At 52.6% G+C, this 21826-nt stretch carries 21 protein-coding genes, 1 pseudogene and 1 other annotated feature; of the genes and pseudogenes, 7 read left to right on the forward strand and 15 right to left on the reverse strand.

The window, feature by feature from the left end:
- The 11 genes from BN1117_RS08410 to BN1117_RS08460 form a co-directional block, all read right to left on the reverse strand.
- A partial coding sequence (locus BN1117_RS08410) for an NAD(P)-binding protein (protein ID WP_040096491.1) occupies window positions 1–495 on the reverse strand: 495 nt, incomplete at its 3' end.
- Window positions 492–1226, reverse strand: a complete 735-nt coding sequence (locus BN1117_RS08415; RefSeq protein WP_040096493.1) for an SDR family NAD(P)-dependent oxidoreductase — start codon at window positions 1224–1226, stop codon at window positions 492–494. The genes BN1117_RS08415 and BN1117_RS08410, both read right to left, overlap by 4 nt.
- Entirely contained in the window at window positions 1223–1651 is a 429-nt protein-coding gene (locus BN1117_RS08420; protein ID WP_040096496.1) for a nuclear transport factor 2 family protein, read from the reverse strand. Before BN1117_RS08420 ends, BN1117_RS08415 begins: the two co-directional genes overlap by 4 nt.
- A gap of 1 nt (window position 1652) precedes the next feature.
- Window positions 1653–3074: a deoxyribodipyrimidine photo-lyase gene (gene phrB, locus BN1117_RS08425; protein ID WP_040096498.1), complete on the reverse strand. Its 1422-nt coding sequence runs from the start codon at window positions 3072–3074 to the stop codon at window positions 1653–1655.
- Window positions 3071–3958 (reverse strand): MerR family transcriptional regulator, encoded by an 888-nt coding sequence (locus BN1117_RS08430; RefSeq protein WP_040096500.1) that lies wholly within the window; start codon window positions 3956–3958, stop codon window positions 3071–3073. The genes phrB and BN1117_RS08430 overlap by 4 nt, the downstream gene beginning before the upstream one ends.
- A gap of 145 nt (window positions 3959–4103) precedes the next feature.
- Window positions 4104–5051, reverse strand: coding sequence for a YbgA family protein (locus tag BN1117_RS08435; protein ID WP_040096502.1), 948 nt, complete (start codon window positions 5049–5051; stop codon window positions 4104–4106).
- A 181-nt stretch (window positions 5052–5232) separates the two neighbouring features.
- Window positions 5233–5874: an autotransporter gene (locus BN1117_RS08440; protein WP_040096504.1), complete on the reverse strand. Its 642-nt coding sequence runs from the start codon at window positions 5872–5874 to the stop codon at window positions 5233–5235.
- A gap of 189 nt (window positions 5875–6063) precedes the next feature.
- The gene (locus BN1117_RS08445; RefSeq protein ID WP_040096506.1) at window positions 6064–6636 is read right to left on the reverse strand and encodes a DUF3157 family protein; all 573 of its coding nucleotides are present in this window, start codon (window positions 6634–6636) and stop codon (window positions 6064–6066) included.
- 106 nt (window positions 6637–6742) lie between these two features.
- On the reverse strand, window positions 6743–7579 hold the full coding sequence (locus BN1117_RS08450) for an adenine nucleotide alpha-hydrolase family protein (protein WP_040096507.1): 837 nt from the start codon (window positions 7577–7579) through the stop codon (window positions 6743–6745).
- Window positions 7580–7658: 79 nt separating this feature from the next.
- Window positions 7659–7937, reverse strand: a complete 279-nt coding sequence (locus BN1117_RS08455) for a DUF6482 family protein (protein ID WP_040096509.1) — start codon at window positions 7935–7937, stop codon at window positions 7659–7661.
- Window positions 7938–7955: 18 nt separating this feature from the next.
- Window positions 7956–8567 carry an HAD family hydrolase gene (locus tag BN1117_RS08460; protein ID WP_040096511.1) on the reverse strand — a complete coding sequence of 204 codons (612 nt, stop codon included), beginning with the start codon at window positions 8565–8567 and terminating at the stop codon, window positions 7956–7958.
- Between the two features lie 170 nt (window positions 8568–8737).
- Window positions 8738–8859 (forward strand) — a sequence feature (Phe leader region).
- Window positions 8860–8897: 38 nt separating this feature from the next.
- Here BN1117_RS08460 and pheA point away from each other — a divergent pair.
- Entirely contained in the window at window positions 8898–10070 is a 1173-nt protein-coding gene (gene pheA, locus BN1117_RS08465) for a prephenate dehydratase (protein WP_040096513.1), read from the forward strand.
- A 77-nt stretch (window positions 10071–10147) separates the two neighbouring features.
- On the opposite strand, the gene BN1117_RS08470 is transcribed toward pheA, so the two are convergent.
- Together BN1117_RS08470 and BN1117_RS08475 are read right to left on the reverse strand one after the other, a co-directional pair.
- Window positions 10148–10573 (reverse strand): LPP20 family lipoprotein, encoded by a 426-nt coding sequence (locus BN1117_RS08470; RefSeq protein ID WP_040096515.1) that lies wholly within the window; start codon window positions 10571–10573, stop codon window positions 10148–10150.
- Between the two features lie 10 nt (window positions 10574–10583).
- Window positions 10584–11204, reverse strand: coding sequence for a FlgO family outer membrane protein (locus tag BN1117_RS08475; protein ID WP_040096517.1), 621 nt, complete (start codon window positions 11202–11204; stop codon window positions 10584–10586).
- Between the two features lie 218 nt (window positions 11205–11422).
- On the opposite strand from BN1117_RS08475, the gene BN1117_RS08480 reads away from it, so the two are divergent.
- The 3 genes from BN1117_RS08480 to BN1117_RS18975 all read left to right on the forward strand — a co-directional run bounded on the left by BN1117_RS08480 (window position 11423) and on the right by BN1117_RS18975 (window position 15144).
- Window positions 11423–12577: a flagella assembly protein FlgT gene (locus BN1117_RS08480; RefSeq protein ID WP_040096519.1), complete on the forward strand. Its 1155-nt coding sequence runs from the start codon at window positions 11423–11425 to the stop codon at window positions 12575–12577.
- Between the two features lie 346 nt (window positions 12578–12923).
- Window positions 12924–14465 (forward strand): tyrosine-type recombinase/integrase, encoded by a 1542-nt coding sequence (locus BN1117_RS08485; protein ID WP_040096521.1) that lies wholly within the window; start codon window positions 12924–12926, stop codon window positions 14463–14465.
- 280 nt (window positions 14466–14745) lie between these two features.
- Complete coding sequence (locus tag BN1117_RS18975) at window positions 14746–15144, forward strand: antitoxin Xre/MbcA/ParS toxin-binding domain-containing protein (protein WP_244463530.1); 399 nt, start codon at window positions 14746–14748, stop codon at window positions 15142–15144.
- A 471-nt stretch (window positions 15145–15615) separates the two neighbouring features.
- On the opposite strand, the gene BN1117_RS08490 is transcribed toward BN1117_RS18975, so the two are convergent.
- Together BN1117_RS08490 and BN1117_RS08495 are read right to left on the reverse strand one after the other, a co-directional pair.
- On the reverse strand, window positions 15616–16746 hold the full coding sequence (locus BN1117_RS08490; protein ID WP_040096523.1) for a hypothetical protein: 1131 nt from the start codon (window positions 16744–16746) through the stop codon (window positions 15616–15618).
- Between the two features lie 620 nt (window positions 16747–17366).
- Window positions 17367–18116, reverse strand: a pseudogene (locus BN1117_RS08495) (IS5 family transposase).
- Between the two features lie 381 nt (window positions 18117–18497).
- On the opposite strand from BN1117_RS08495, the gene rbsK reads away from it, so the two are divergent.
- From rbsK to BN1117_RS08510, 3 genes are read left to right on the forward strand one after another with little or no spacing between them, the layout of a single operon-like run.
- The gene (rbsK, locus tag BN1117_RS08500) at window positions 18498–19415 is read left to right on the forward strand and encodes a ribokinase (RefSeq protein WP_040096525.1); all 918 of its coding nucleotides are present in this window, start codon (window positions 18498–18500) and stop codon (window positions 19413–19415) included.
- A gap of 14 nt (window positions 19416–19429) precedes the next feature.
- Window positions 19430–20749: an L-fucose:H+ symporter permease gene (gene fucP / locus BN1117_RS08505; RefSeq protein ID WP_040096526.1), complete on the forward strand. Its 1320-nt coding sequence runs from the start codon at window positions 19430–19432 to the stop codon at window positions 20747–20749.
- A 9-nt stretch (window positions 20750–20758) separates the two neighbouring features.
- On the forward strand, window positions 20759–21772 hold the full coding sequence (locus BN1117_RS08510; RefSeq protein WP_040096528.1) for an aldose 1-epimerase family protein: 1014 nt from the start codon (window positions 20759–20761) through the stop codon (window positions 21770–21772).
- The last annotated feature ends 54 nt before the right edge of the window (window positions 21773–21826 follow it).

The following is a 21826-nucleotide window of genomic DNA, read 5'->3' on the forward strand; positions in this document are numbered from 1 at the left end:
GTGGCGGGCGAAGTAGTCGCTAAACTCCCCCGCCAGCAAAAAATCCCCAAGGGTCAGCTCGGGGCCAGCCCCCTGATGTTGACCATCTGCCAGCCAGGCCCGAGCCTCCCGGTTGAACCGCAAAATCTCGGCGACAAAGCCGTAGAAACGGTGGCTCAACAGATTGCTGCGCTGGGCAAACAGGGTGTCGAGGTTGTGGCCGTTATACTCCAGCCCCTCCGGGCTCTTCACCGAGAAGCTCATCTCGGCCGGTTGCCGCGCCATGCCGATCCGCGCCAGCAACTTCAAGAAGTTGGGGTAGGTGCGATCGTTGAAGACAATAAAGCCGGTGTCGATGGCATAGCTGCGGCCAGCCTGATGCACATCGACGGTGGCGGTGTGGCCGCCCAGGGTCGGCGCCGCCTCGAACAGGGTTATGTCATGGAGTTTGTGGAGCAGAAAACCGGCGGTGAGTCCCGAGATCCCTGAACCGACGATGGCGATCTTTTTCTTCATGAATGGCTTCCTTTCGATACGAGTGCGCGACCAAGGCGCAGCCAGAGCCCCACCGGCAGCGCACCAAGCAGGCGCAGCAACCAGATGAAACGGCGGGGAAAGTGGATCTGGTGACGACCGGCGGTCAGCCCCTCCATGATGACGCGGGAGGCCTCTTCCACCGTCACCAGACAGGGCATGGGAAAATCATTTTTGGCGGTGAGCGGCGTCTGGACAAAGCCCGGGCGGATCAGGGTCACCCCGATCCCTTTGCTGGCCAAATCGAGGCGCAAGGTATCCGTCAGATAGTCGAGAGCCGCCTTGGAGGCACCATAGGCCTCGGCTCGCGGCAGCGGCAGCCAGCTCACCGACGAGCTGACGATGGCAAGGCGCGATCCCGCCCCGAGCAACGGCAAGAAGGCGGCCAACGCATGGCCGGTGGCGGTCAGATTGGTTTCGATCACCCGGGCAAACAGCTCGCTGTCAAACCCCTCGCCGACATCCATGTACTCGCAGTTGCCTGCGTTAAGGATCAACAGATCGAGGGATGGCAGCGTAGCAGCCACCCCGCTCATTGCGGCCAGATCCCGGGCATCGAACTGCAGCGGCGTGACGCCATCCAGCCCCAGCGCCTGCAGCCGTTCGCCATCGCGGCCACAGCCCCACACCTGCCAGCCGGCACGCCGGTAATCCAGTGCCAGTTGACGACCGATGCCGGAGGTCGCCCCTGTAATAAGCACCCGGCCGCTCATGCGCCAAGCCTCATCTTGATAGTGCGCACCACGGGCCCAAGCAGCGGCAACTGCTCGTAGAGCATGGCACCCAGGTCAAAATAGTCCCGGTGCTGGCACACCTTGCCCGCCTCGTCGAATTCGAGGCGGGTGGCCCCCTCCACCGTCACCGGCTCACCACCACGCAATCTGGGGTGAGAGAAGGTCATGGTCCAGCCGAGCCAGGCCTGCGGCCCTTGCTGCTGCTGACTGGTGATGACGAAGCGACAGTAAGCGAGGCGCTGATAGAGGGCGGCAAAATAGTCGCCAAGGGCCGCCAGCCCCTCGATACAGTGGGCCGGATCGGTAAAGACCACCTGTTCGGCATAGACCTCGGGCAAGCGGTGCAACTGCTGTTTGTCCAGTTGCTGATAGAGGCCAATAAAGCGGGCCAGCGGCTCGTTCATGCTATATCTCCAGAGCGCGGAACATCTCGATGGCTCTCACCCGGGCAACGGCGTGATCCACCATGGGGGCCGGATAAGATGTTACTCCCTTGAGTCGCAACCAGTCATGGGGCTGATGCACATAGGCAGTAGGGATATCGGCCAGTTCAGATACCCAAGTACGGATAAACTCCCCTTGTGGATCAAATCGTTGCCCCTGAGTGGTGGGGTTGAAGACCCGAAAATAGGGCGCCGCATCGGCGCCGGTGCCCGCCGCCCACTGCCAGCCGCCGTTGTTGGCCGCCAGATCCCCGTCAATGAGCCGACTCATGAAGTAATCCTCCCCGAGCCGCCAGTGGATATGGAGATCCTTGGTGAGAAAGCTCGCCACTATCATCCGTAGCCGGTTGTGCATCCAGCCGGTGGCGTTGATACAGCGCATCGCCGCATCGACGATGGGGTAGCCGGTGCGTCCCTCGCACCAGGCGGCAAAGGCATCCGGATCCCAACTCCACGGCAAGGCGGCGGTCTCCGCCTTGAAGGGGCGATTCATGGAGAGGGTCGGGATCAGTACCAGCAGGTGGCGATAGAACTCGCGCCAGACCAGCTCATTGAGCCAGACAAAGCCGGGCTGGGCCTTGGACTGGGGCCGATAGCCAAGCCGCTGCTGGAGCGCCGCCACACACTGGCGCGGGCTGATGACGCCTGCCGCCAGATAGGGGGAGAGCACGGACGTGCCCGCGATGGCAGGAAAATCGCGCTGTTCGCCATAGTCGACCACGGCACGCTCCAGAAAAACATGCAGCCGACGCAGCGCTTCATCCTCTCCCACCGGCCAGCGCAGATCTGCGGTCAACTCACCGAGCGCCTCATCAACCCACTCACGCTCGGCCAGCGGCAGCCACGGCAGCGGCTCGCCACGGGGCGCAGGGGCGCGGTGAATGACAAACCCCTCCTCATCGAGGGCTTTGAGCCAGGCACGGCTAAAAGGGGTGAAGACCTTGAACATCTCACCCGACCCGGTCAGCACCCGCCCCGGCGGCAATACGCAACAGCCGTTGAACCAGTGGCAGCTCACCGCCTGCTCTGCCAGCGCGGCGCTGACGGCATGGTCGCGGCGCTGCTCGTCGATCTCGATAGCCTGATTGGCGTAGAGTTGGGTCACCCCCAGCTCTCGGCTTAAATCAGCCATCGCTGCGGGCACCTCGGCAAAGGTCTCCACTCGCAGCAGATGGAGCGGGATGCCAAGCGCCGCCAGCTCGCGCCCCAGCAAATCCACCTGCGCCAACATAAAGCGCTGACGGATGGGGGCCATTTTGTGCTGCCGCCACTGGCTGGGGGAGATGATAAAGAGCGCGGCCACCGGTTCATCACCGGCGCAGGCATGGCGTAGCGCCGGGTTGTCGGCAAGGCGCAGATCGTTGCGCAACCAGACCAGTTTCATGACTTTTTCCTCCCGCGTCCGCTGGCGCCAGCCGCAGCTGACGCGTCCAACATCAACTCGGCAAGACTCGCCTGCCAACCGTGGGCTTTAAGCCACTCGTCATCGTAGAGGCGCCCCAGCTCGCCAAACAGGCGCGTACCGGCGGGCCAACCGGCGGCCAGCTCCTGTTTGCCGAGCCCAGCCCCCAGCAATACCAGCCAGGGGGTAACGGCACGCCCCTCCAGCAGGCTGGTATGGCGCGGCTCCACCGCCCCCAGCAGTTGCACCTCATAGCCCTGACCGATCAGCTCGTAGGCGGCCCAGACCAGATCGAGGGGGCCAACCTGTCCCCAGCTCGCCAGCGTGATCGGCACGCCCTTCTCCTGCTCGATCAGGTGACGGGCGAAGCGGGTATGGAGCCAACCCAGCCACACCTGTTGCAGCAGCTCGCCATCGGGCCGCTCACGCCACAGCCCGAGCAGCCGCTCTACCAGCGGTTGCAGCACCCGGCTGCGCACCAGCTCGAACGGGTAGCTCGCCAGCAGATCGTTAAGCTCGGCCTCCGCCTTGCGCTGGTTGAAGGCGAGTAATGCCTGACTGAACTGCTCCAGGGTCTGCTGCCAGTGATCACTCACCGGCTCGGAATGGGGTTCGCTCAAGAGCCCCTTCACCTGCCCGATACTCACTCCCCGCTCCAGCCAGCTCAGGATCTCGCCGATCTGGCGAATATCCTGCTCGCTGTAGAGGCGGTGGCCCTTTTCGGTGCGAGCCGGTTGCACCAGACCGTAGCGGCGCTGCCAGGCACGCAGGGTCACGGCGTTGACGCCGGTAAGATGAGAGACCTCGCGAATGGGGTAGATCCCTTCATCAGCCAGAGGAGCAACTTCTTGCGGTAAATCAGACATGACAACGTCCATCAAACAGAGGTGTAAAGCGTCCGGTGCAAATCATGCACCGGGGCAACAGAACGGATTCAGAGCCCGTAACGCAATTTGAGCGTGTCGGGGTGAAGGTCGAGATAGACCTGCTCGACCCTACAAAACAGCCTTCTCAGAGCCCATAGCGCAATTTGAGCGTATCGGGGTGCGGATTGAGATAAACCTGCTCGGCGAGATAGGGATTGGGGTACTCGCGCAGGTAGTGACGGATCAGGGTGAGCGGCACCAGCAAGGGGAAGATACCGGTGCGGTACTTGTCGATGGTATCGGCAAGCTCCTGCTTCTGGGCCGGGGTCAGCACTCGCTTGAAGTAGCCTTGCAGGTGCATCAGCACATTGGTGTGACTGCGACGGTTGGCACGCAGGGTCAACGCCGTCATCAAGCCCTTGATATAGTTGTCGGCCACCTCCTGCAAATTGGTGGACTTGCCCAGATTGCCGAGCAGCTTGCCGAGGATGCGGTAGTGGGTGGTGGCATGGGAGAGCACCAGATACTTGTAGCGGGAGTGGAAGCGGATCAGCGCAGAGGCGGTAATGCCTCGGGCGCAGAGCTGCTGCCAGTCGTGGTAGGCGAAGACCCGCAGCACAAAGTTCTCCCGCAGGATGGGGTCGCACAGGCGGCCATCTTCCTCTACCGGCAGCAGGGGATTGGCCTCCATCAACGCCTTGGCAAACAGACCGATCCCCTCCTTGGCACTCCCCTCGTTGTTGGCGCCATAGACCTTGACCCGCTCCATGCCGCAGCTGGGAGATTTGGCGCAGAGGATATAGCCGGAGATAAAGTCGAGCTGGCGTGCCTTCTGCTCGCTGAAGGCAATCAGCTTTTCGGTGACATCGAAGCTACCGTTGCTCGCCTCGGCGCGGATCTCGCCGTGACGCTTGACCAGCCGGATGGCGGCGCGAGGCGCCCCTAGACCAATAGCCATCTCGGGACAGACGGGGTGATAGTCAAAGTGAGCGCCAAGATCCCGTTCACAGAAGCTGGAGCGCTTGTGGCCCCCATCGAAACGTACCTCTTGTCCCAGCAGGCAGGCACTGATACCGACTTTAATCTTGTACATGATGACGCTCCTTGTATAAGCATTGATTCAGTTATAGCAGTTATACAAAGAAATGGAAGTTGTATAACTATTATCGACTGATACGGCACAAGGAGAAAAAAGAGATCACCGGAAAAAGAAAAAAACCCATGGCGAACGCCATGGGTAAATATCAAGACACTACGGACTACGGGAAGGAAAATTAGAAGCTGTACTTCACACCCAGGCTGGAGATGGAACCTTTTTGCAGATCCCAGTTGCGATAGGTGTAATCGGCAGTCAGTGCCCAGTTCTGGTTGAGCTTGTAGGCACCGCCCACCTTGAAGTCGTGCATATCGTCGGTCATGTTGGCGTAGCGATAAGCGGTGGAGAGCTCGATGTCGCCGATGTCGTAGCGCAGGCCCACTTCACCGTACATGCTGCCGCTATCCTTGCGAGCGACCGCATCCCAGCCCTTACCGGCAACATTATTCGCCAGCTCACGCTCCAGGGTGTAGCCCATCACACCGGTTTCACCATAGAGATTGAGACCAGTGCTCAGCGGGGTAAAGAGACCCATACCAATGCTGGAAATGGACATGCTGTCATTGCCATCGTTGCGGGAGGTATATTCGGTCCCGGCACGACCGTAGAAGTTGGAGCCAAAGCTCTTGGAGAGATCCAGGCTCAGACCGCCAAAATCACGGGCTCCTTTGCTGTCATTGCTGAAGGTACCGTTGAGATAGTCGGATTTGGTGTGCGCCCAGGTAGCAGCGCCCTTACCGTAGCTAAAGGCATCCTGCGCCAGGACGGAAGTAGAAGCCAACCCGGCCAGAACCAGAAGAGAGACAGTTGCTTTTTTCATGATGATAACTCCATGTGATTGGGCCCGTTGCTAGCGAGCAGGTATGGAGTCATTGTGCAGTCAGGTTCCCGGCTTGCCGAGCTGCAAGCTGTTGCAGAACCATGTCAGATGTAAGCAGATATTGCAGGGGGTGTCAGCGGCAACAAGTTGCCGGCCCACACGGTTTACATGGGCCGGAACAACGCCAAATCAGCGGAAGACCACCTCGTCAATTTCGACCCGCACTAGCGGCTGACCAGTCAATCCGGCAGGACGGGGGATCTCGAGGGCCAGCGACGAACGGGCTTGACCCTTGCGCAGATAGGTCTCCGGCAGGCGGTTCTCGGCGACCCAGAAGCGGGCCTCCTGACGGCTCAGCTGCACCCCGTCAGCGCTGAACAGGGTCACCATGCCGCGCACACCGACCACATTGCGGGTACCGGTATTGCTCACCATAAAGGTCAGCGCCAGCGGATCAGATCCCTCGATCTTGTCCAGCTTGACCACCACACCGTCACGCGCCATCTGGGCAAGCAGCTCCGGATTGGCCTTGGCCTGATCGGTCAGCACCGGGGCTGCGATTGCCACCACGTCCCCAACCTTCCCTTCAGCAGCCACGCCCTGTACGGACTCGGCCGGTTTGACCACCAGATACTCCCAGGTGAAGTCGTCGTTGAGCTGAACCTGTCGACCATCGGGCAGCGTCACCTGAGAAAGAGGGGCAGCCTGCGCCAATACGGGGGAGAGGCACAGGGCAATCAGCAGACGGGAGAAGGGTTTCATAGGGCGAAGCTCGGTAACGGGTGAAAGGGCGACAGTATAAACAGTCCCGTCGCCCCTTGCCTATGACGGCACTCACGTTCTGGCACCCGCATCCCTTGCCCGCAGGCTAGATGGCGAGATCGTGCCGCTCTTGCTGCACCATATCCAGGGTTACCAGATCAAAATTGGTTCCTTTGAGAGCCCGCAGAATATCAGGTTGCAAATCAAAGGCCTGCGCACGCTGATGTTCTGGCAGACGAACCCGGGCCAGGGTCGTGGAGCAATCACACAGGGTATGGAAGAAGACTTTCGCCTCATCCAGCCCCATGTCGGCCAACATCTGTTCCGCCTGGTCCACCATCCGCAGATAGCGCTGTTTCAACTGCCGCGGGTTGGCAAAGCGGTTGCTCAGACACCCATTGCTCCCCTTGCCCCAACGACCGAGCTGACGCTTGTTGAAGCCGTAACGATAATCACGGCGCATCAATCCGTTGTCGGCAAAAAACCAGAGGGTGTTGGCAGGCAGAGAGCCGAACTGGGCAAGATAATCATCACGCTCCTCCACCGCTGCCGGAACCAATAACGGCAGATGAGCCCATTGCGGACGAGTCTGCACATACTCCCCAATGCGGCGAACCGGGTCGATCAGCCCTTCCATATTGGGCAGGCGATCGCAAAAGACGATCTCATCACTTTTGATAACCCAGTGTTCAATACCATAACGCTGACAATAACGGCGGGCACGGGATACTTCGCTACGGCTGCGGGTCGGATTATCGAGGGTAATTGCGTGGATTTTCACACCGGCAGCGCGGCATAGCTCGATGCTGTAACAGGATTCCAACCGTCCCGAAAAAGAGACAACCAGCTCGTCAAAACTGGCCAGTCGCTCAATCAGCAGCAGCTCCCTGGCTTGAAAAGAGTGATCGTATCCCTGATTCAGTACAACTACATTGGCACCCATTAAACAGCTCCGGATGATGAACAGGTGCAGTATTGTGCGGCAAACAAACTGAATAGACCCTTAAAGAGTCAGGTTAAAATTAAAACTTGATGATTATTTCCCGTGATTTTGCCGCTATCTCTTCACTTTCTGCGTCATAAATCCGCAATCTTGCCTGACGCACCTGATGGGCACGCAAGAAACCCTGCGCCTGATCCAGTGAGGTAAAGGTCAGGCTGGCGCCCTCGCTGTCGGTCAGGCAGAGGCACTCCCCTTCCGCTTCGACACAGAGCTGATAGCCACTACCATCCTTGCAGGCGATGATCAGGGTCGCCTCGGGATAGTGACTGAGCCAATTGCGAAACCGGCCATGCTCCATAGTGCTCCCAAAGGGGCATCACCCCTTGCCGGCGGCGGGCAAACAGCCCAGCTCACCCAGTTGCTGGCGGCAACTTGCCGCGTCGGTAAAGACGATCCCCCTGATGCCGAGGGCCTCGGCGGCAGCAATGTTGGCGGGGCTGTCATCGATGAAGATGCACTCTGCCGGTTTCAGATCGAACGACACCAGCAGATAGCGATAGATATCCGGCTCCGGCTTCATCATCCGTACCCGCGCCGATACCACCTTGCCGCTGAAGAAGCGCCAGAAATCCTGATGCTGCTCCAGCCAATCGATGCTGGCATGGCCCATGTTGGAGAGGGCATACAGGGTGTGTCCCGCCCCGTGCAGCTCGGCTATCAGGGTTAGCATAGCGGGATCTGGCAGCAGGGAGGCAGGAACGGCCTGTAAAATGGCCAGATTCTGTGCCGCCGAAAGGCCGGTGCGCGCTTGCGCTTCCCGGGCCATGGTGTGGAGCGACATGGTGCCCCTGTCTACCTCCAGCCAGTCCGGGTGGTTAAAGAGCTGCTCGGCCAACTGTTCGGCCCCTTGCGGGCCACGCACCGAACGCACTATGCCTACCGGATCCCAGCTCACCACCACCCGTCCCAGATCGAAAATAATCGCCATCGTTTTTCCCTCCCCTACTGGGTTTTAGTCATCAAAACAGAGTCAATAGAAGATCGCTTATACGCCATTTTCTTAACCGGATACCCTGCCCCCATCCCTGCCCGCGGGCAAGTTTTACTTGCATCAGACCGGCAAATCCCTTAATGGTTATGACGTTACTTCAAGGACACACCTATGCACGCACCATTCTTCTTTGCTTTCTCGTTTATCCGGCCCGCTTGAGGGAAGGCCTGTCGTCGCGTGAACAGCAAGCAAAGACGAATCGAGCCTCCCCTAGCGGAGGCTTTTTTTTGCATTAATATCAATCGATTACTTGGATAGGGAACAATCATGGCAACGCTCGACGAGATCAGACAAGACATCACCCGGTTGGATCAGGAGCTGCTTGCCCTGCTGGCGAAACGCAAGAGCCTCAGCATCGAGGTCGCCCGCGCCAAACAGGCCAATCCCCGCCCCATCCGTGACACCCAGCGCGAACAGGAGCTACTGGTCGCCCTGATCCAGAAGGGGCGTGAGCTGGGACTGGATGCCCAGTACATCACCCGCATCTACCACACCATTATCGAAGACTCTGTGCTTTCCCAGCAGGCCTATCTGCAAAGCCTGCTCAACCCGGAGCAACAGGAACCGATGACCAGCGTCGCCTATCTGGGGCCCCGCGGTTCCTACTCCAGCCTGGCCGCCCGCAAATATCTGGCGCGCTACAGGGACCAGGTGATCGAGGTGAACTGCCAGAACTTCCGCGAAGTGCTGGATGCGGTGGAGTCTGGCCGCGCCGCCTTTGGCGTGTTGCCTATCGAAAACACCAGCTCGGGCTCCATCAACGAAGTCTATGACGTGATGCAGCACACCAGCCTCTCCATCGTCGGCGAGCTCACCTACCCCATCGAACACTGCATCCTCACCGCCGTACCGACCGAGCTAAGTCGCATCAAGACCTTCTATGCCCATCCGCAGGTATTCCAGCAATGCTCCCACTATCTGAGCAAGCTGGAAGGAGCCCGTCACGAGATCTGCGACTCCTCCTCCAGCGCCATGATGAAGGTGAAAGAGCTGGCGAGCGCGGAGGCTGCCGCCATCGGCAGCGCCGCCGGTGGTGAGCTCTATGGTCTGGATGTGCTGGCCGAGCAGCTCGCCAACCAGAAAGAAAACTACAGCCGCTTTATCGTGGTGGCGCGCAAACCTATCGACGTGGCGCCGCAGATCCCGGCCAAAACCACCCTCATCATGTCCACCTCCCAGAAGCCGGGTTCGCTGGTCGAGGCGTTGCTGGTACTGCGCAGCCACGAGATCAACATGACCAAGCTCGAATCCCGTCCGGTACAGGGCAACCCGTGGGAAGAGATGTTCTATCTGGATGTCTCCGCCAACCTGCAGACCCCGGCGATGCAGGCCGCACTGGTGGAGCTGACCAAGATCACCCGCTATATCAAGGTGCTTGGCTGCTACCCGAGCGAGGATGTGAAACCCACCGCAGTGCCGCCGGTGCTGATGGGCAGCTAACCAGCCCACAACGACAAAAGGCGAGCACCCTGCTCGCCTTTTGTTTTAATGCCTGTTTTCACGACAAGCCCATCAACTCAAAACTGACCGGCCATCAGCTGGTTGATGTTGTAGAGGGCACGGGTATCGAGCTCCATCTCGGTAGCATAAGTGTTGCCGCGCGGATAGGAGGCCACCACCCGGGCACCACGCACAACCCCCGCCACAGAGACATCCAGCGAGTTGGAGGTCTGGGTCAGATCGCGGTAGCTGCTCTGGCCGCGCACCTGCTGACCATTGAGCTGCTCGGCCAGCTCGCGATAGGCATCCATCTTGGAGGCACGAATGGCTTGCAGCATCTTCTCCGACTGGGAGGGGCCGGGCTGGATGTCGATCACCGCATAACCCACCGCCTTGAGCACCGGAAAGTTATCGGGCTTGCCGCCCAGGGTGTAATCCACCACCCGGTTACCACTGCAACCGGTGAGCAAGAGTGCCAACAGGCAACCAAACAGGATCTTCATAACTCGCTCCTCACGGGGTCAGGTTGACCAGATGACCACCCGGCCGGGCCTGACTGTCACGCATCAGATAACCGCGATTGATCGATGCCCGACCAAACGAGTTATTGGCACCGAACAGATACTTTTGCGGGATCAGGCTCTGTGCTGTGGTCTCCACCATCTTGGTGCGCATGTCGATAACGCGGGCGTTGACCAGAATTCCCTTGCTGTTGCGGCTAAACGTACCGACCAGAATGCGGGAGATCGGCAAACGGGAAGAGAGCTCCTTGTAGTTGCGGCTCAGTACAAAATCCCCCTGCGGCGTCACCTTGATACTGCCGGTCAGCTTGAAGTCCACCACCACCTCGCCGCGACGGTTGAGCTCGTAGATAAAGCTCTCCTCAATCTGCTGCCCCATCCAGTTGGTATCCTGCAGGGTATCGAGATCGACGAAAGAGGCCACCGCGATGGGTTCAGTCAGGGTAGTCAGCGATTTACGTTCCATCAGCTGATCGGTCATGCGCGCCACCAGCCAGTTGAGCTCCATCCCCTGCGCCGCCTGGCGAGGATCACCCACATCTCGGTTGATAGGGTCGGAGCTGCACCCGGTCAATGCCAGGGCGAGCGCCAACGCCGTAATGAATCTGTTCATGGATACCTTTCCTGTATCTGCACCTGACTTATTATCGGACGCGCCGGGCAAAGCTTGAGCCGGGAATGAGGCATGATTATTGCTAACAATTTCGCTGTTGCGCCAATATCTGGTGAAGAGTCAGAAAAACGCCATCAAATAACTGTTGTGAGCCATGTCGGCCCGCAATGCCTTCTTCAAGAGAGGAGGCAGCGAGTCGCCTAATCAAGGTATCTGTTATGAAAATACCGCTGCTGTTGACCCTGCTGCTGGCCAGCCTGAGTGCCCACGCCGAGCTTATCGAAGCACAGGGCAGCGCCGCCATTCTGGGGGGCGATGAAGTCTATGCCCGCGAGCAAGCAACCCGCGATGCCCTGCGCCAGGCGCTGCTGGCCAGCGGCGCTGCTGTCTCCAGCGTGCAGCGCCTGGAAAATGGCAGCCTGCGATCAGAGCAGATCCAGATCCGATCCGGTGGCGATATTCGCCAGTACCGACTCAAGCGGGAAGAGGTCCGCAACGGCCGCATGTATATCACGCTAGTGGCCGACATTCAGGCCGAGCGCCAGATCTGCCAGACCCAGCACTTCGCCAAGGATTTGACCCTGGTCAGACTGCGGATGCGCTATCCGGACCAAGCCAGTTACGGCGCCTTGAACGACATGCCAGCCAACCTGTCACGTCGACTGTTCGAAACACTGGCCAATGCCCAGCAAGGCGTTGCTGTGCGCCAGTGGCTCGATGAGAACCTGCGCATCGACCCGCTCCACCTGCAACAGGGGGATCGCAGCGCCCTTGAGGAGATCAAGGCGCTCAGCTTGCGCACCGACAGCCAGTATCTGGTGCTCGGCAGTATCGACGATCTCTCCATCGAGCAGCAGGGCAACCAGTTAACCAGCTGGTATCAGGATCCCATCCGCAATTTTCGCATGCAACTTTACCTGTTCGACGGCATCAACGGCAGCCTGGTCAATCGCAAGGTCTACCAAGGACGTGCCACCTGGACTTTCGGCAAGCGGGAGCAGGTGGGCAGCACCAGTGGCCAATTCTGGCAATCAAGCTACGGCCAGGAGGTCAACTACCAGTTGCAGCAGGCGGCTCAGGATCTGGTGGCCCAGCTCACCTGCGCCCCGGTCACTGCAAGAGTGGTCAGTCAGAACGAGCGAGGTCCCTACATCAATCTGGGACGGCGCAATGGTGTCAAACTCGGCGACCAGTTCCGCATCCAGCACAGCGCAGATTTCATTGATCCCTACGGCAAATCGCGCATGATGCGCAACCCGGCCAACGGCTTGTTTGAGGTCGTACAAGTATTCGAAGATGGCGCCATCATCAGCAGCCAGAACAAATATTCACCATTCAACATCCAGATCGGTGATTTGGCACTATTGGAATAAGAATCAAGGGTTTAAAAGGGTGTTGCTTCTTGTATAATGCCCGCCACAAGGCTCCCGTAGCTCAGCAGGATAGAGCGGTCCCCTCCTAAGGGATGTTTATTGCTTAAAAATCTATCTAAATAGGCTGTTATAAGATTTTTTAAATATTAGGAATTATAAATATTTCCTTTAAAAACATAGCTTTATAGCTCAAAAAGCATTCATAAACAACCAGACTGCTTGTTTTGTGAGCGGCGCAATCGATGCCTGTTTTGCGCTATTTAAGAGCTATTCACGCCATTCAACTCTACTTTTGCGCTATTTTGCCGCTATAATGTCTCAATAGAACATTTTTCGGTGGTACCCAATGGCTCCCAAAAATCCGGCTACATCCATACGCAAAGAAGAGTTCGATCTTAAGACGCTGCTCCAGGGTCACCCTGCGGCCATAATTAAAGGGAAATTCTCATTTACCTTTAAAGACCAGTACATAGATAGTCTTCCATTTATTAATGATAAAAATAAATGTGTTGAATTAACGCACTATAGTTCTGACGATGAAAAATATAATGAAAAGAACAAACCAAGATTAAAACTAAGAATCGGAAACAGTGTTAAGACATTCTATATTGTTTACGATAAAAATCGGAGGCAGAAAATTGGCAATTGGACGCCTCGCACTAAAAGTGGACATTACCAAAAAGGTTTTTTTAGCGTTACACAGGCTAAGGAAGAGTTTAAGAGATTAGTTAGTGATGCTGAAAAGATTAATCCAGAAAAGTGGAAATATCAGTCTTTTACATTGAGAACATATCTTTTAGAGCATTATAAAAACGACCGTGAAAATAAATCAAACAAGAGAAATTCATTAAGCCCTGTTACCGACAAAACAATAAGGGAAATCTCATCTGCCTTTGAACCATGGTTAGACCTAAAGCTATCTGAATTTAATGAAGATCATCCAGTAATATTCAAAAAGTATTGGCAGAACAAAGAAACGCCAATAACATCAGAAACAATGAGGAAATACTATTCCTTATTAAATAGCTTGTTTAATATGTGTGTTACGTGCACCTATTTACCAAAGAATAAAATTGATAGGCATATTTTTCTGTTCCCCAGAAACCCTAAGAGGCCTGTCACAACATATACTGACCCCACAAATGAAGTCGTGGAATTTATTTTTAATGAAGACACTCCAGGTGGTGGGGATTCCAAGATTATAGTTGCAACCATGTTCCTATGCGGGGCAAGAAACTCTGAAATATATAGAAACACAAGTAACAACTTTAATATTAATGATAGAACCATACGTATTCCTGAGCACATTAGTAAAAACAAGGCTGCACGCATTGTTGCTATTGAGTCAGACTCATACTGGAATTATGTAGCGAAATACAAAATTCTAAAAAGCTTGAGTGATCGAGAGGGTGAGTTAATGTTTCCTTGTTGTCGCGACGCAAAGGCCCCCCATGTAACTTCGAGCCTTTATCAGAAAACTTGGCAGGCAGTTAAAAAAGAGTTTAATTTTCCTAAGATAGGCCGATTATATGATGCCAGACATACTTTTGCCAAAAAAGCACTAGAAAGTGGAGTGCCTATTCAAGATTTATCCAAGATCACTGGACACAGCCTCCAAACGCTGATGGATTACTATATTGACAATAACATCAGCAAAGCCACAAGAGAAAAGTTAAGGAGTGCAACAAATTCTAATGCAGCTATAAAGGTGCAACAGGAAACAAATTTCCCTCCATCTGTTAATAGCCTATATGCAAGCTATGTTAGGAGATGTATAAAGAAGAATATAAAAGATGAACTCTCTACTTTCGTACAAGAAATGAAAGATTTGGGTGACCAAAACCAACTAAATGCAGAGCAAATTTTTTGGCTTAAAGAAATGCTGTAGCTTGAATATAAAGCTATTATTTTCTTGAAATGGATTTGCTGAATGAGGCCATATTTCAGGTATAGGCCATGAACATGATTCAGTTCGCTCATTCGCTAATGGAGGGGGCGAGTGCCCTCCATATCAGCAACATCTACAATTATAACCAGTGAGGTAACTGTCAGAAAATCTGAACATCGAGTACGATGATGAGAACAAATCATTGTCAATATGGGAACAGTAAAATATGTCACTTTCAGTTTATCAACCCAGTACGCTGGCTAGTTCAGCCCCCACCCTTATGACGACTCTCAACATCCCTCAAGATCCACTGAGTGCACATCTCTGGATCATAGCTGGCGTAGCTCCTGGCATCATTCATCGACTAGCTGAATTGATGAACACAGACTCAGGTTTGATATGCCGCTTAGCAGGCATTAGCCGGAGCACTGTTGCTCGCAAGCTGAGGATTGAGACTCCCCTATCAATCTCGCAGGGTGCCAGGGTATACGGCGTTGTACAGGCACTCGAAGCTGTTCTCTCCCTCCACAGAAACAATACCGTCAGAGCAATGTCATGGTTACATCGTCCAGCCTGGGGCTTAGGTGGTAAACGGCCAGCAGAGGTGCTGTCGACAGCTTTAGGAGCTAAGGCTGTGATAGTACTTGTAGGACGAATCCAACATGGGGTGTGCACCTAGAGCGAGGTAGCTGATAGGCTAGCCCCCCTTAAGAACGCTTCAAAAACAACCAACCTCATCTTTTTTCTAACTTTTTTCATTTACCCCACTTGAAAAAATCGAAAAACTGTCCATTTACTATTATTGAGAACAATTAAAAAATTTAAGAATTTAAGAATTTCAACATTCCGCTGCTTCGCAGCGAAGATAATCCAGATTTTTAATTCCTTCGAGCTAGCTTTCCTTAAAGGAAGAAAATTGCACTTACAATAAGAAATTACTAGAATATAGTGTGTCAACACTCATCTTTTGAGTGAATTATCTTTTATTAAAGTAATTAGCACACCTAACTCAGCAAGATCTAAATGTAGTGCGTGAGAGGCAACGATTATTTTCACGTTTTAACACGCCTCTCACACTGTCGACAGCTGTCGATTACAAATAAAAACTCAACACAAAAGATAAAAAATATCCTTTCTAGTTAATTCCGCCTTAGTCATATGAGCCGTGATCTTCAAATACGATTCCATCATCAAAATGTTCTTGACATAGCTTATCTACGACTCGCTGAGCCTTGTGATGCAAGACCATCTCTAGAGCTGGTAATGTCAGTGCAGGAAAAGTCTGCCCTTGGATAGTGAATGTATGCTTGTCACTACCCGCATGCATATCATAAGTTGTGGATGTATCGACCTCATTTAGGAGATCATACCCAATACACTCTGCAAGAAGTACCCATATCCAACAACGATATAAGTCTTCTTTTTCATAGTTGCTAATCAACTTGTGCATTGCGTTAATAGACCCTTGTAATGCAGCTCTAATCCACCAGTAATATGCATGTTGCATATACCCAGCATCTTCGCATTTGACTGCTACATTTTCATGATACGTGTAGTCTTTTAATTCATTCATATATAAAGAAACATCAAGCCGATAGGTTGACAATAACTCTATAGCCTCTATGTCAAATCTCATAGCTGATTTTTTCAAGTGCTGGAGCCAAAGCGAGTATCGTTCTCTATCATTATCAACTAATCCGCCTACATCTGTATCATTAAACTCACCAGCCAGTTTATAAAACTCTTGATGAAGCTCGTATTGTGGGAACGATGAAGCATTTCGGTCTGCAAATGCACTTAACTGGACCAATCCCTGGTGTACTAATGGCGAATTAAATTCATTCTGTTTAAACATACTCATTAATTCCCCAGCATAATGGTCTGAGGAGCTAAAGCGGCTAGCAGTAGTCGAATTAGGAGGAAGTTGATTACTCTTAATATAAAGCTGAGTAATGTAATCGTCGTTTAGGCGATTCCTCAAAATCTCTTTTACGCGTAGGCTTATAATACCCGCCTGCACTAACGATGTGGCCAACTTCTGAGCGATAAGCTCAGGAATACTAATACCCAGAATATTAGCTCTAGCCTCAATTGCACTTACATCCAACGCAACCTGCCATTTCGTATTACTGAGCAGAATCGCATCAGCTTGCAATGACGCGTAAGTACTGTAGCCATAGGCCGCAGCAATCATCTCGTAGATATGACTACGTTTGAGGGAGATGCCTAGTACATCGTTGAGCTCAAGCTGGGTTGTGTGGACGAACGCTTTGATGGTCATGATCCAATCTCCTAGTCCTACCCTGGGGTATACATCGCACGTTTAATCCATCCAAGGTGAGGATTTGAGGTTGAGATCATGTCGCTTGAGAGTAGTAACCATTTTGACTCGTGCGAAAGTCTGGCCGGTCAGCCAAGACAAATCATAACCTACTAGACGGAGTAGTCCAAGAGGGAGGGGGTGTTATGAGTTAGCCAGTGCAGAAACATCAAAATTTGCTCCTATGCATCTCTTCTCGGATCAATCAGCTTGAATAGGGAATCCAGTAGCCCCTGAGTTGCTTGCAGCGTAAGGAGGCAAACATCCCCTTGAACATCGGAATGTATAGGTAGTCTGGCCAGTGTACTGGCAATGGTCACGTCACCAGTTATGGTCAGAGTGGTACCACTTATCCATGGCCTCTGCGTCAATCCAAATGTGAGTGAGCGACGCTAAATAACGCGCTTGTTGTATTGAGGCTAGTTAGTGATGGGTTGATGCGATTTACCCATGATAGCGGCTTGAAGGGATTGGTGGTGATCAGATCACAGCGCTCTCAGAATGGTCAATTCGAGAAACATCGATTTAGGGAACAAAGGGCGTTTGCCCAAATCAGCCATTAGGCCACAACTTCCCCAGCCCTAGGTGATAGCTATACTTGGAGGCTTTCTAACCGGCAGACCAAGGGCATTCAGTTTGTTAATCGCACACACGTAGGCCATGATCTCTCCCACTTGTCCGTTGTAGTGACGTAGACTGATTTTTCCCGTCATCAATTTTTTGAACCTATACGTCGCCGTCTCGGCCAATGAGCGCCGATGATACCCGGACTGCTGCTTCCAGTGGGTCAACCCCTCCTTGCGTATGACCAGAACCGCTTCATTACGTGGATGCCCCTCTTCCCACAGACCGGCATTCTTGCGCGGCGGAATACAGACCCTGGCTCCTTTACGTTTTACCAGTTCATAACAGGCCTTGGAGTCATATGCGCCATCAGCATACACGGTCCCAAGGGCTCGGCTTAGCGGATTGAACAGGGTCGGCAACACCTCTGCATCATGAACATTTTCCAACGAGGCCTCGGCTGCCACGATGTCGTGGGTCGCCGTGTCCACCGCCAGATGCAATTTGCGCCAGACCCGGCGCTTGTCATAGCCATGCTTTCTGACCTTCCATTCGCCCTAGCCAAACACTTTCAAGCCGGTGGAATCGATAACCAAATCGGTAACCTTGCCCTTGGGTGGCTGGCGGTATACCACCTTCACTGTACTGGCGCGATTGTTGACGCAGCTGTAGTCGGGTACACACAGCGGCACAAACAGCGAGCCGCGTTTGACCAGGGAACGGTTGTACTGTGACCAGTTGGATATGGCGTGAAGCGACTTGACCATGATACTGATTTGAAGAGGGATTTGGTGATCAGATCACCGTCTCCACCATAAGTTCAATTCAGGTCACTCTGATTTGGAAAACAACACCGGAACAAAGCCTAAATAAAGCTGAATATGTTCGAGTTGAGTTACTGTGAGATGAAAAGAGAACCTATTTAAATATAAAAGCGTCTCTTTATTTAATTATTTGTAGCCATTTCGTTTATTTATGTTAATTAATTTATTCCCATATATCTTTTGCAACAATGGATTATCAGCAATTTCACATATCTCCATTTTCTTTTTCAATTGCTTTGTTTGTGAGTTCCATCACTAAAGACGACATCCTTATTCTGATAAGATTTTTACGTGTTGAACATTAATATATTTAGAGAGAAAAAAATGATCGCTGTTATTGGCTCAAATATGGTCGACCTGATCACGTACACCCATACAATGCCAAAAGAAGGGGAAACACTTGAGGCACCAGATTTCAAATTAGGATGTGGTGGTAAGGGTGCAAATCAAGCTGTTGCAGCAGCAAAGCTGGGCTCGAATGTCATGATGCTAACTAAAGTTGGCGATGATGTCTTTGCTGATAATACAATACGTAACTTGGAATCATTTGGTATCGAAACAAAGTATGTAGAAAAAGTAAAAGGCACTAGTAGTGGTGTTGCACCGATCTTTGTCAATCCTAGCTCGAGCAACAGCATTCTGATTATTAAAGGTGCCAACAACTATCTCTTACCAGAAGATATCGATAGAGCAGCCGAGGATCTGAAACGCTGTAAATTAATTGTACTTCAACTAGAAATAAAGCTAGAGACGGTATATCACGCAATCGAATTTGGCAATAAGCATGGCATCCAGGTTTTGCTTAATCCTGCACCAGCCTTGAAAAACCTCGATATTAACTATGCCTGTAAGTGTGATTTCTTTGTGCCTAATGAATCAGAACTAGAGATCATGACAGGCATGGCGATCAACAGTATAGACAATGTGAGAAATGCGGCCAAGACACTGATAAACAAGGGATTAAAGAACATCATTGTCACTCTTGGCCAGCAAGGGTCACTCTGGATGACTCAGGATTCCGAATTGCATGTCCCGGCTCCCCGCGTGAATGCCGTTGATACAAGTGGTGCTGGCGACGCTTTTATAGGCTGTTTTTCCCACTACTATGTCAATATCGGTGATATTGAAACCGCCATGAGAAAAGCATCTCTATATGCCGCCTATAGCGTGATGGGAAAGGGTACGCAGGCTTCCTATCCATCGATTGAAAAATTCCATGACTTTCTCCAACTTCATGAATAAAAAGGCATAAAAAAATGAACAAAGTTATTCAGTTACCAGACGGTTATCTCAATAAAACACCAATATTTCAATTTATTTTACTGTCCTGCCTATTCCCACTTTGGGGCTGCGCGGCATCCTTAAATGACATTCTTATTACTCAGTTCAAAAGCGTGTTTGAACTTAGTAACTTTGCCTCAGCATTGGTCCAGAGCGCCTTTTATGGCGGTTATTTCCTGATCGCTATCCCAGCGTCACTAGTAATTAAAAAGAACACCTATAAATTTGCCATCCTTGTGGGACTGACACTTTACATTGGCGGCTGTACGATGTTCTTCCCTGCCTCGCACATGGCTACCTATACCATGTTTCTTGCAGCCATATTTGCCATCGCGATCGGCCTAAGCTTCCTAGAAACAGCGGCTAATACTTATAGCTCCATGATTGGCCCGAAAGAAACAGCCATACTGCGCCTTAATATCAGTCAGACATTTTACCCAATCGGTGCCATTGCAGGTATCCTGCTAGGTAAATACTTGGTGTTCCATGACGGTGATAGCTTGGAAGCTACCATGATGAGTCTGAATGGAGCGGAGTTGCACAACTTCAAGTTGGCAATGCTGGAAAAAACTCTAGAACCCTATAAATATATGATTATGGTGCTGATGGTAGTGTTTATTCTGTTCGCTACAACCAAGTTCCCGAAATGCAAGGTTGAGCAAACGGCTAGTCGTAAGCGCCCATCCGCTACCGACACTCTGCGCTACCTGTCTACTAACAAGCGCTTCCGTAAGGGTATTATCGCGCAGTTCCTTTATGTTGGTATGCAAGTGGCGGTTTGGTCATTCACCATCCGTCTGGCCTTGGAACTGGGTAATATCAACGAGCGTGATGCGTCAAACTTCATGGTGTACAGCTTCATCTGCTTCTTCGTCGGTAAATTTGTAGCCAACATTTTGATGACAAAGTTCAGCCCGGAAAAAGTGTTAGCACTGTACGCTGTTATCGGCGTCTTCACCTTAGCTTATGTAGCCTTAGTTCCGGACTTTAGTGCTGTCTACATGGCGGTATTTGTCTCGATTCTGTTCGGCCCTTGCTGGGCAACTATTTATGCTGGGACTCTTGACACAGTAGACAATGAGCACACAGAGATGGCGGGGGCTGTGATTGTAATGGCCATCGTGGGGGCAGCAGTGGTGCCTGCCATACAGGGTTTGGTTGCCGATACGGTAGGCTCTCTGCAAGCGTCCTTCTTGGTCTCGATGTGCTGCTTTGTCTATGTCGGTATGTATTTCTACGGCGAACACAAAATGAAGATTGCCGTAGATTCCACAGCCACTCGTGCCAATGCGTAAGGAGTTGCTATGAACACTAATATCCCATTGTGGCGTGAGTTGTTCACCCAACTACCACATCTGCTCCTTAAAAACGACGCATTCCAGGTCACCGCTAGTCGTTATCCCAGTGGTGTGGAGGCTCTGGAGATCAAGAACTCACGGGGGAATCTTATCATTTTGCCTTGGATGGGCCAGATGATATGGGGAGCAGAGTTTGATGGTCACAACCTAACCATGAAAAATATGTTTACTCAACCCAAGCCGGTGAACGAAGTGATCGGGACTTATGGATGCTTTGCCTATCATTCGGGACTGTTGGCAAATGGTTGCCCAGCACCGGATGATACCCATCCATTACACGGTGAAATGCCCTGCGCTCCCATGGATGAGGCTTGGATAGAACTGACGGAGGATACCCTGACGTTGTGTGGCCGTATCGAGTATGTGATGGGGTTCGGACATCATTACCGGGCCGAACCCAGTGTTACCCTGCATAAAGACAGCGCACTCTTTGAAATTTCCATGTCAGTCACCAATCTGGCCTCGGTCAACATGCCGCTACAGTATATGTGTCACATGAATTATGCCTATGTGGCGGGTGCAACATTCGGCCAGAACATCCCGGCTGAAGCCTGGCGTTTGCGTGAGTCAATCCCAGCCCATGTAACACCAACACCGACATGGACGGTGTTCAATCAAGCCATACAGAATGGTCGGGTGACGTTGGATTGCTTGAACCAGCCTGAGTGTTATGACCCCGAGATCGTGTTCTTTGCCGATGAGCTGGACTGCTATACCGCCGAGCCGGAATTCACCATGACCGCACCCGATGGTACGACCTTTCTCACCCGGTTCAGTAGCACTGAGTTCAATTATGCCACCCGCTGGATATTGCACAATGATGATCAGAAGGTCGCGGCCTTTGTGCTGCCAGCGACCTGCCGCCCAGAAGGGTTTAAGGCCGCAAATCTGAATGGCACCCTGATTAAGCTTGCACCAAACGAAACGAAAGTCTTCAAAGTTACGACCGGCATTGCCTAAGACTAATAAGTAAGAAGGGTGGGAAGTCCCACCCTTATATTTTTGGAGAGAAGT

Origin of the sequence: Aeromonas australiensis (assembly GCF_000819725.1) — a bacterium.
Taxonomy (GTDB): Bacteria; Pseudomonadota; Gammaproteobacteria; order Enterobacterales; family Aeromonadaceae; genus Aeromonas; species Aeromonas australiensis.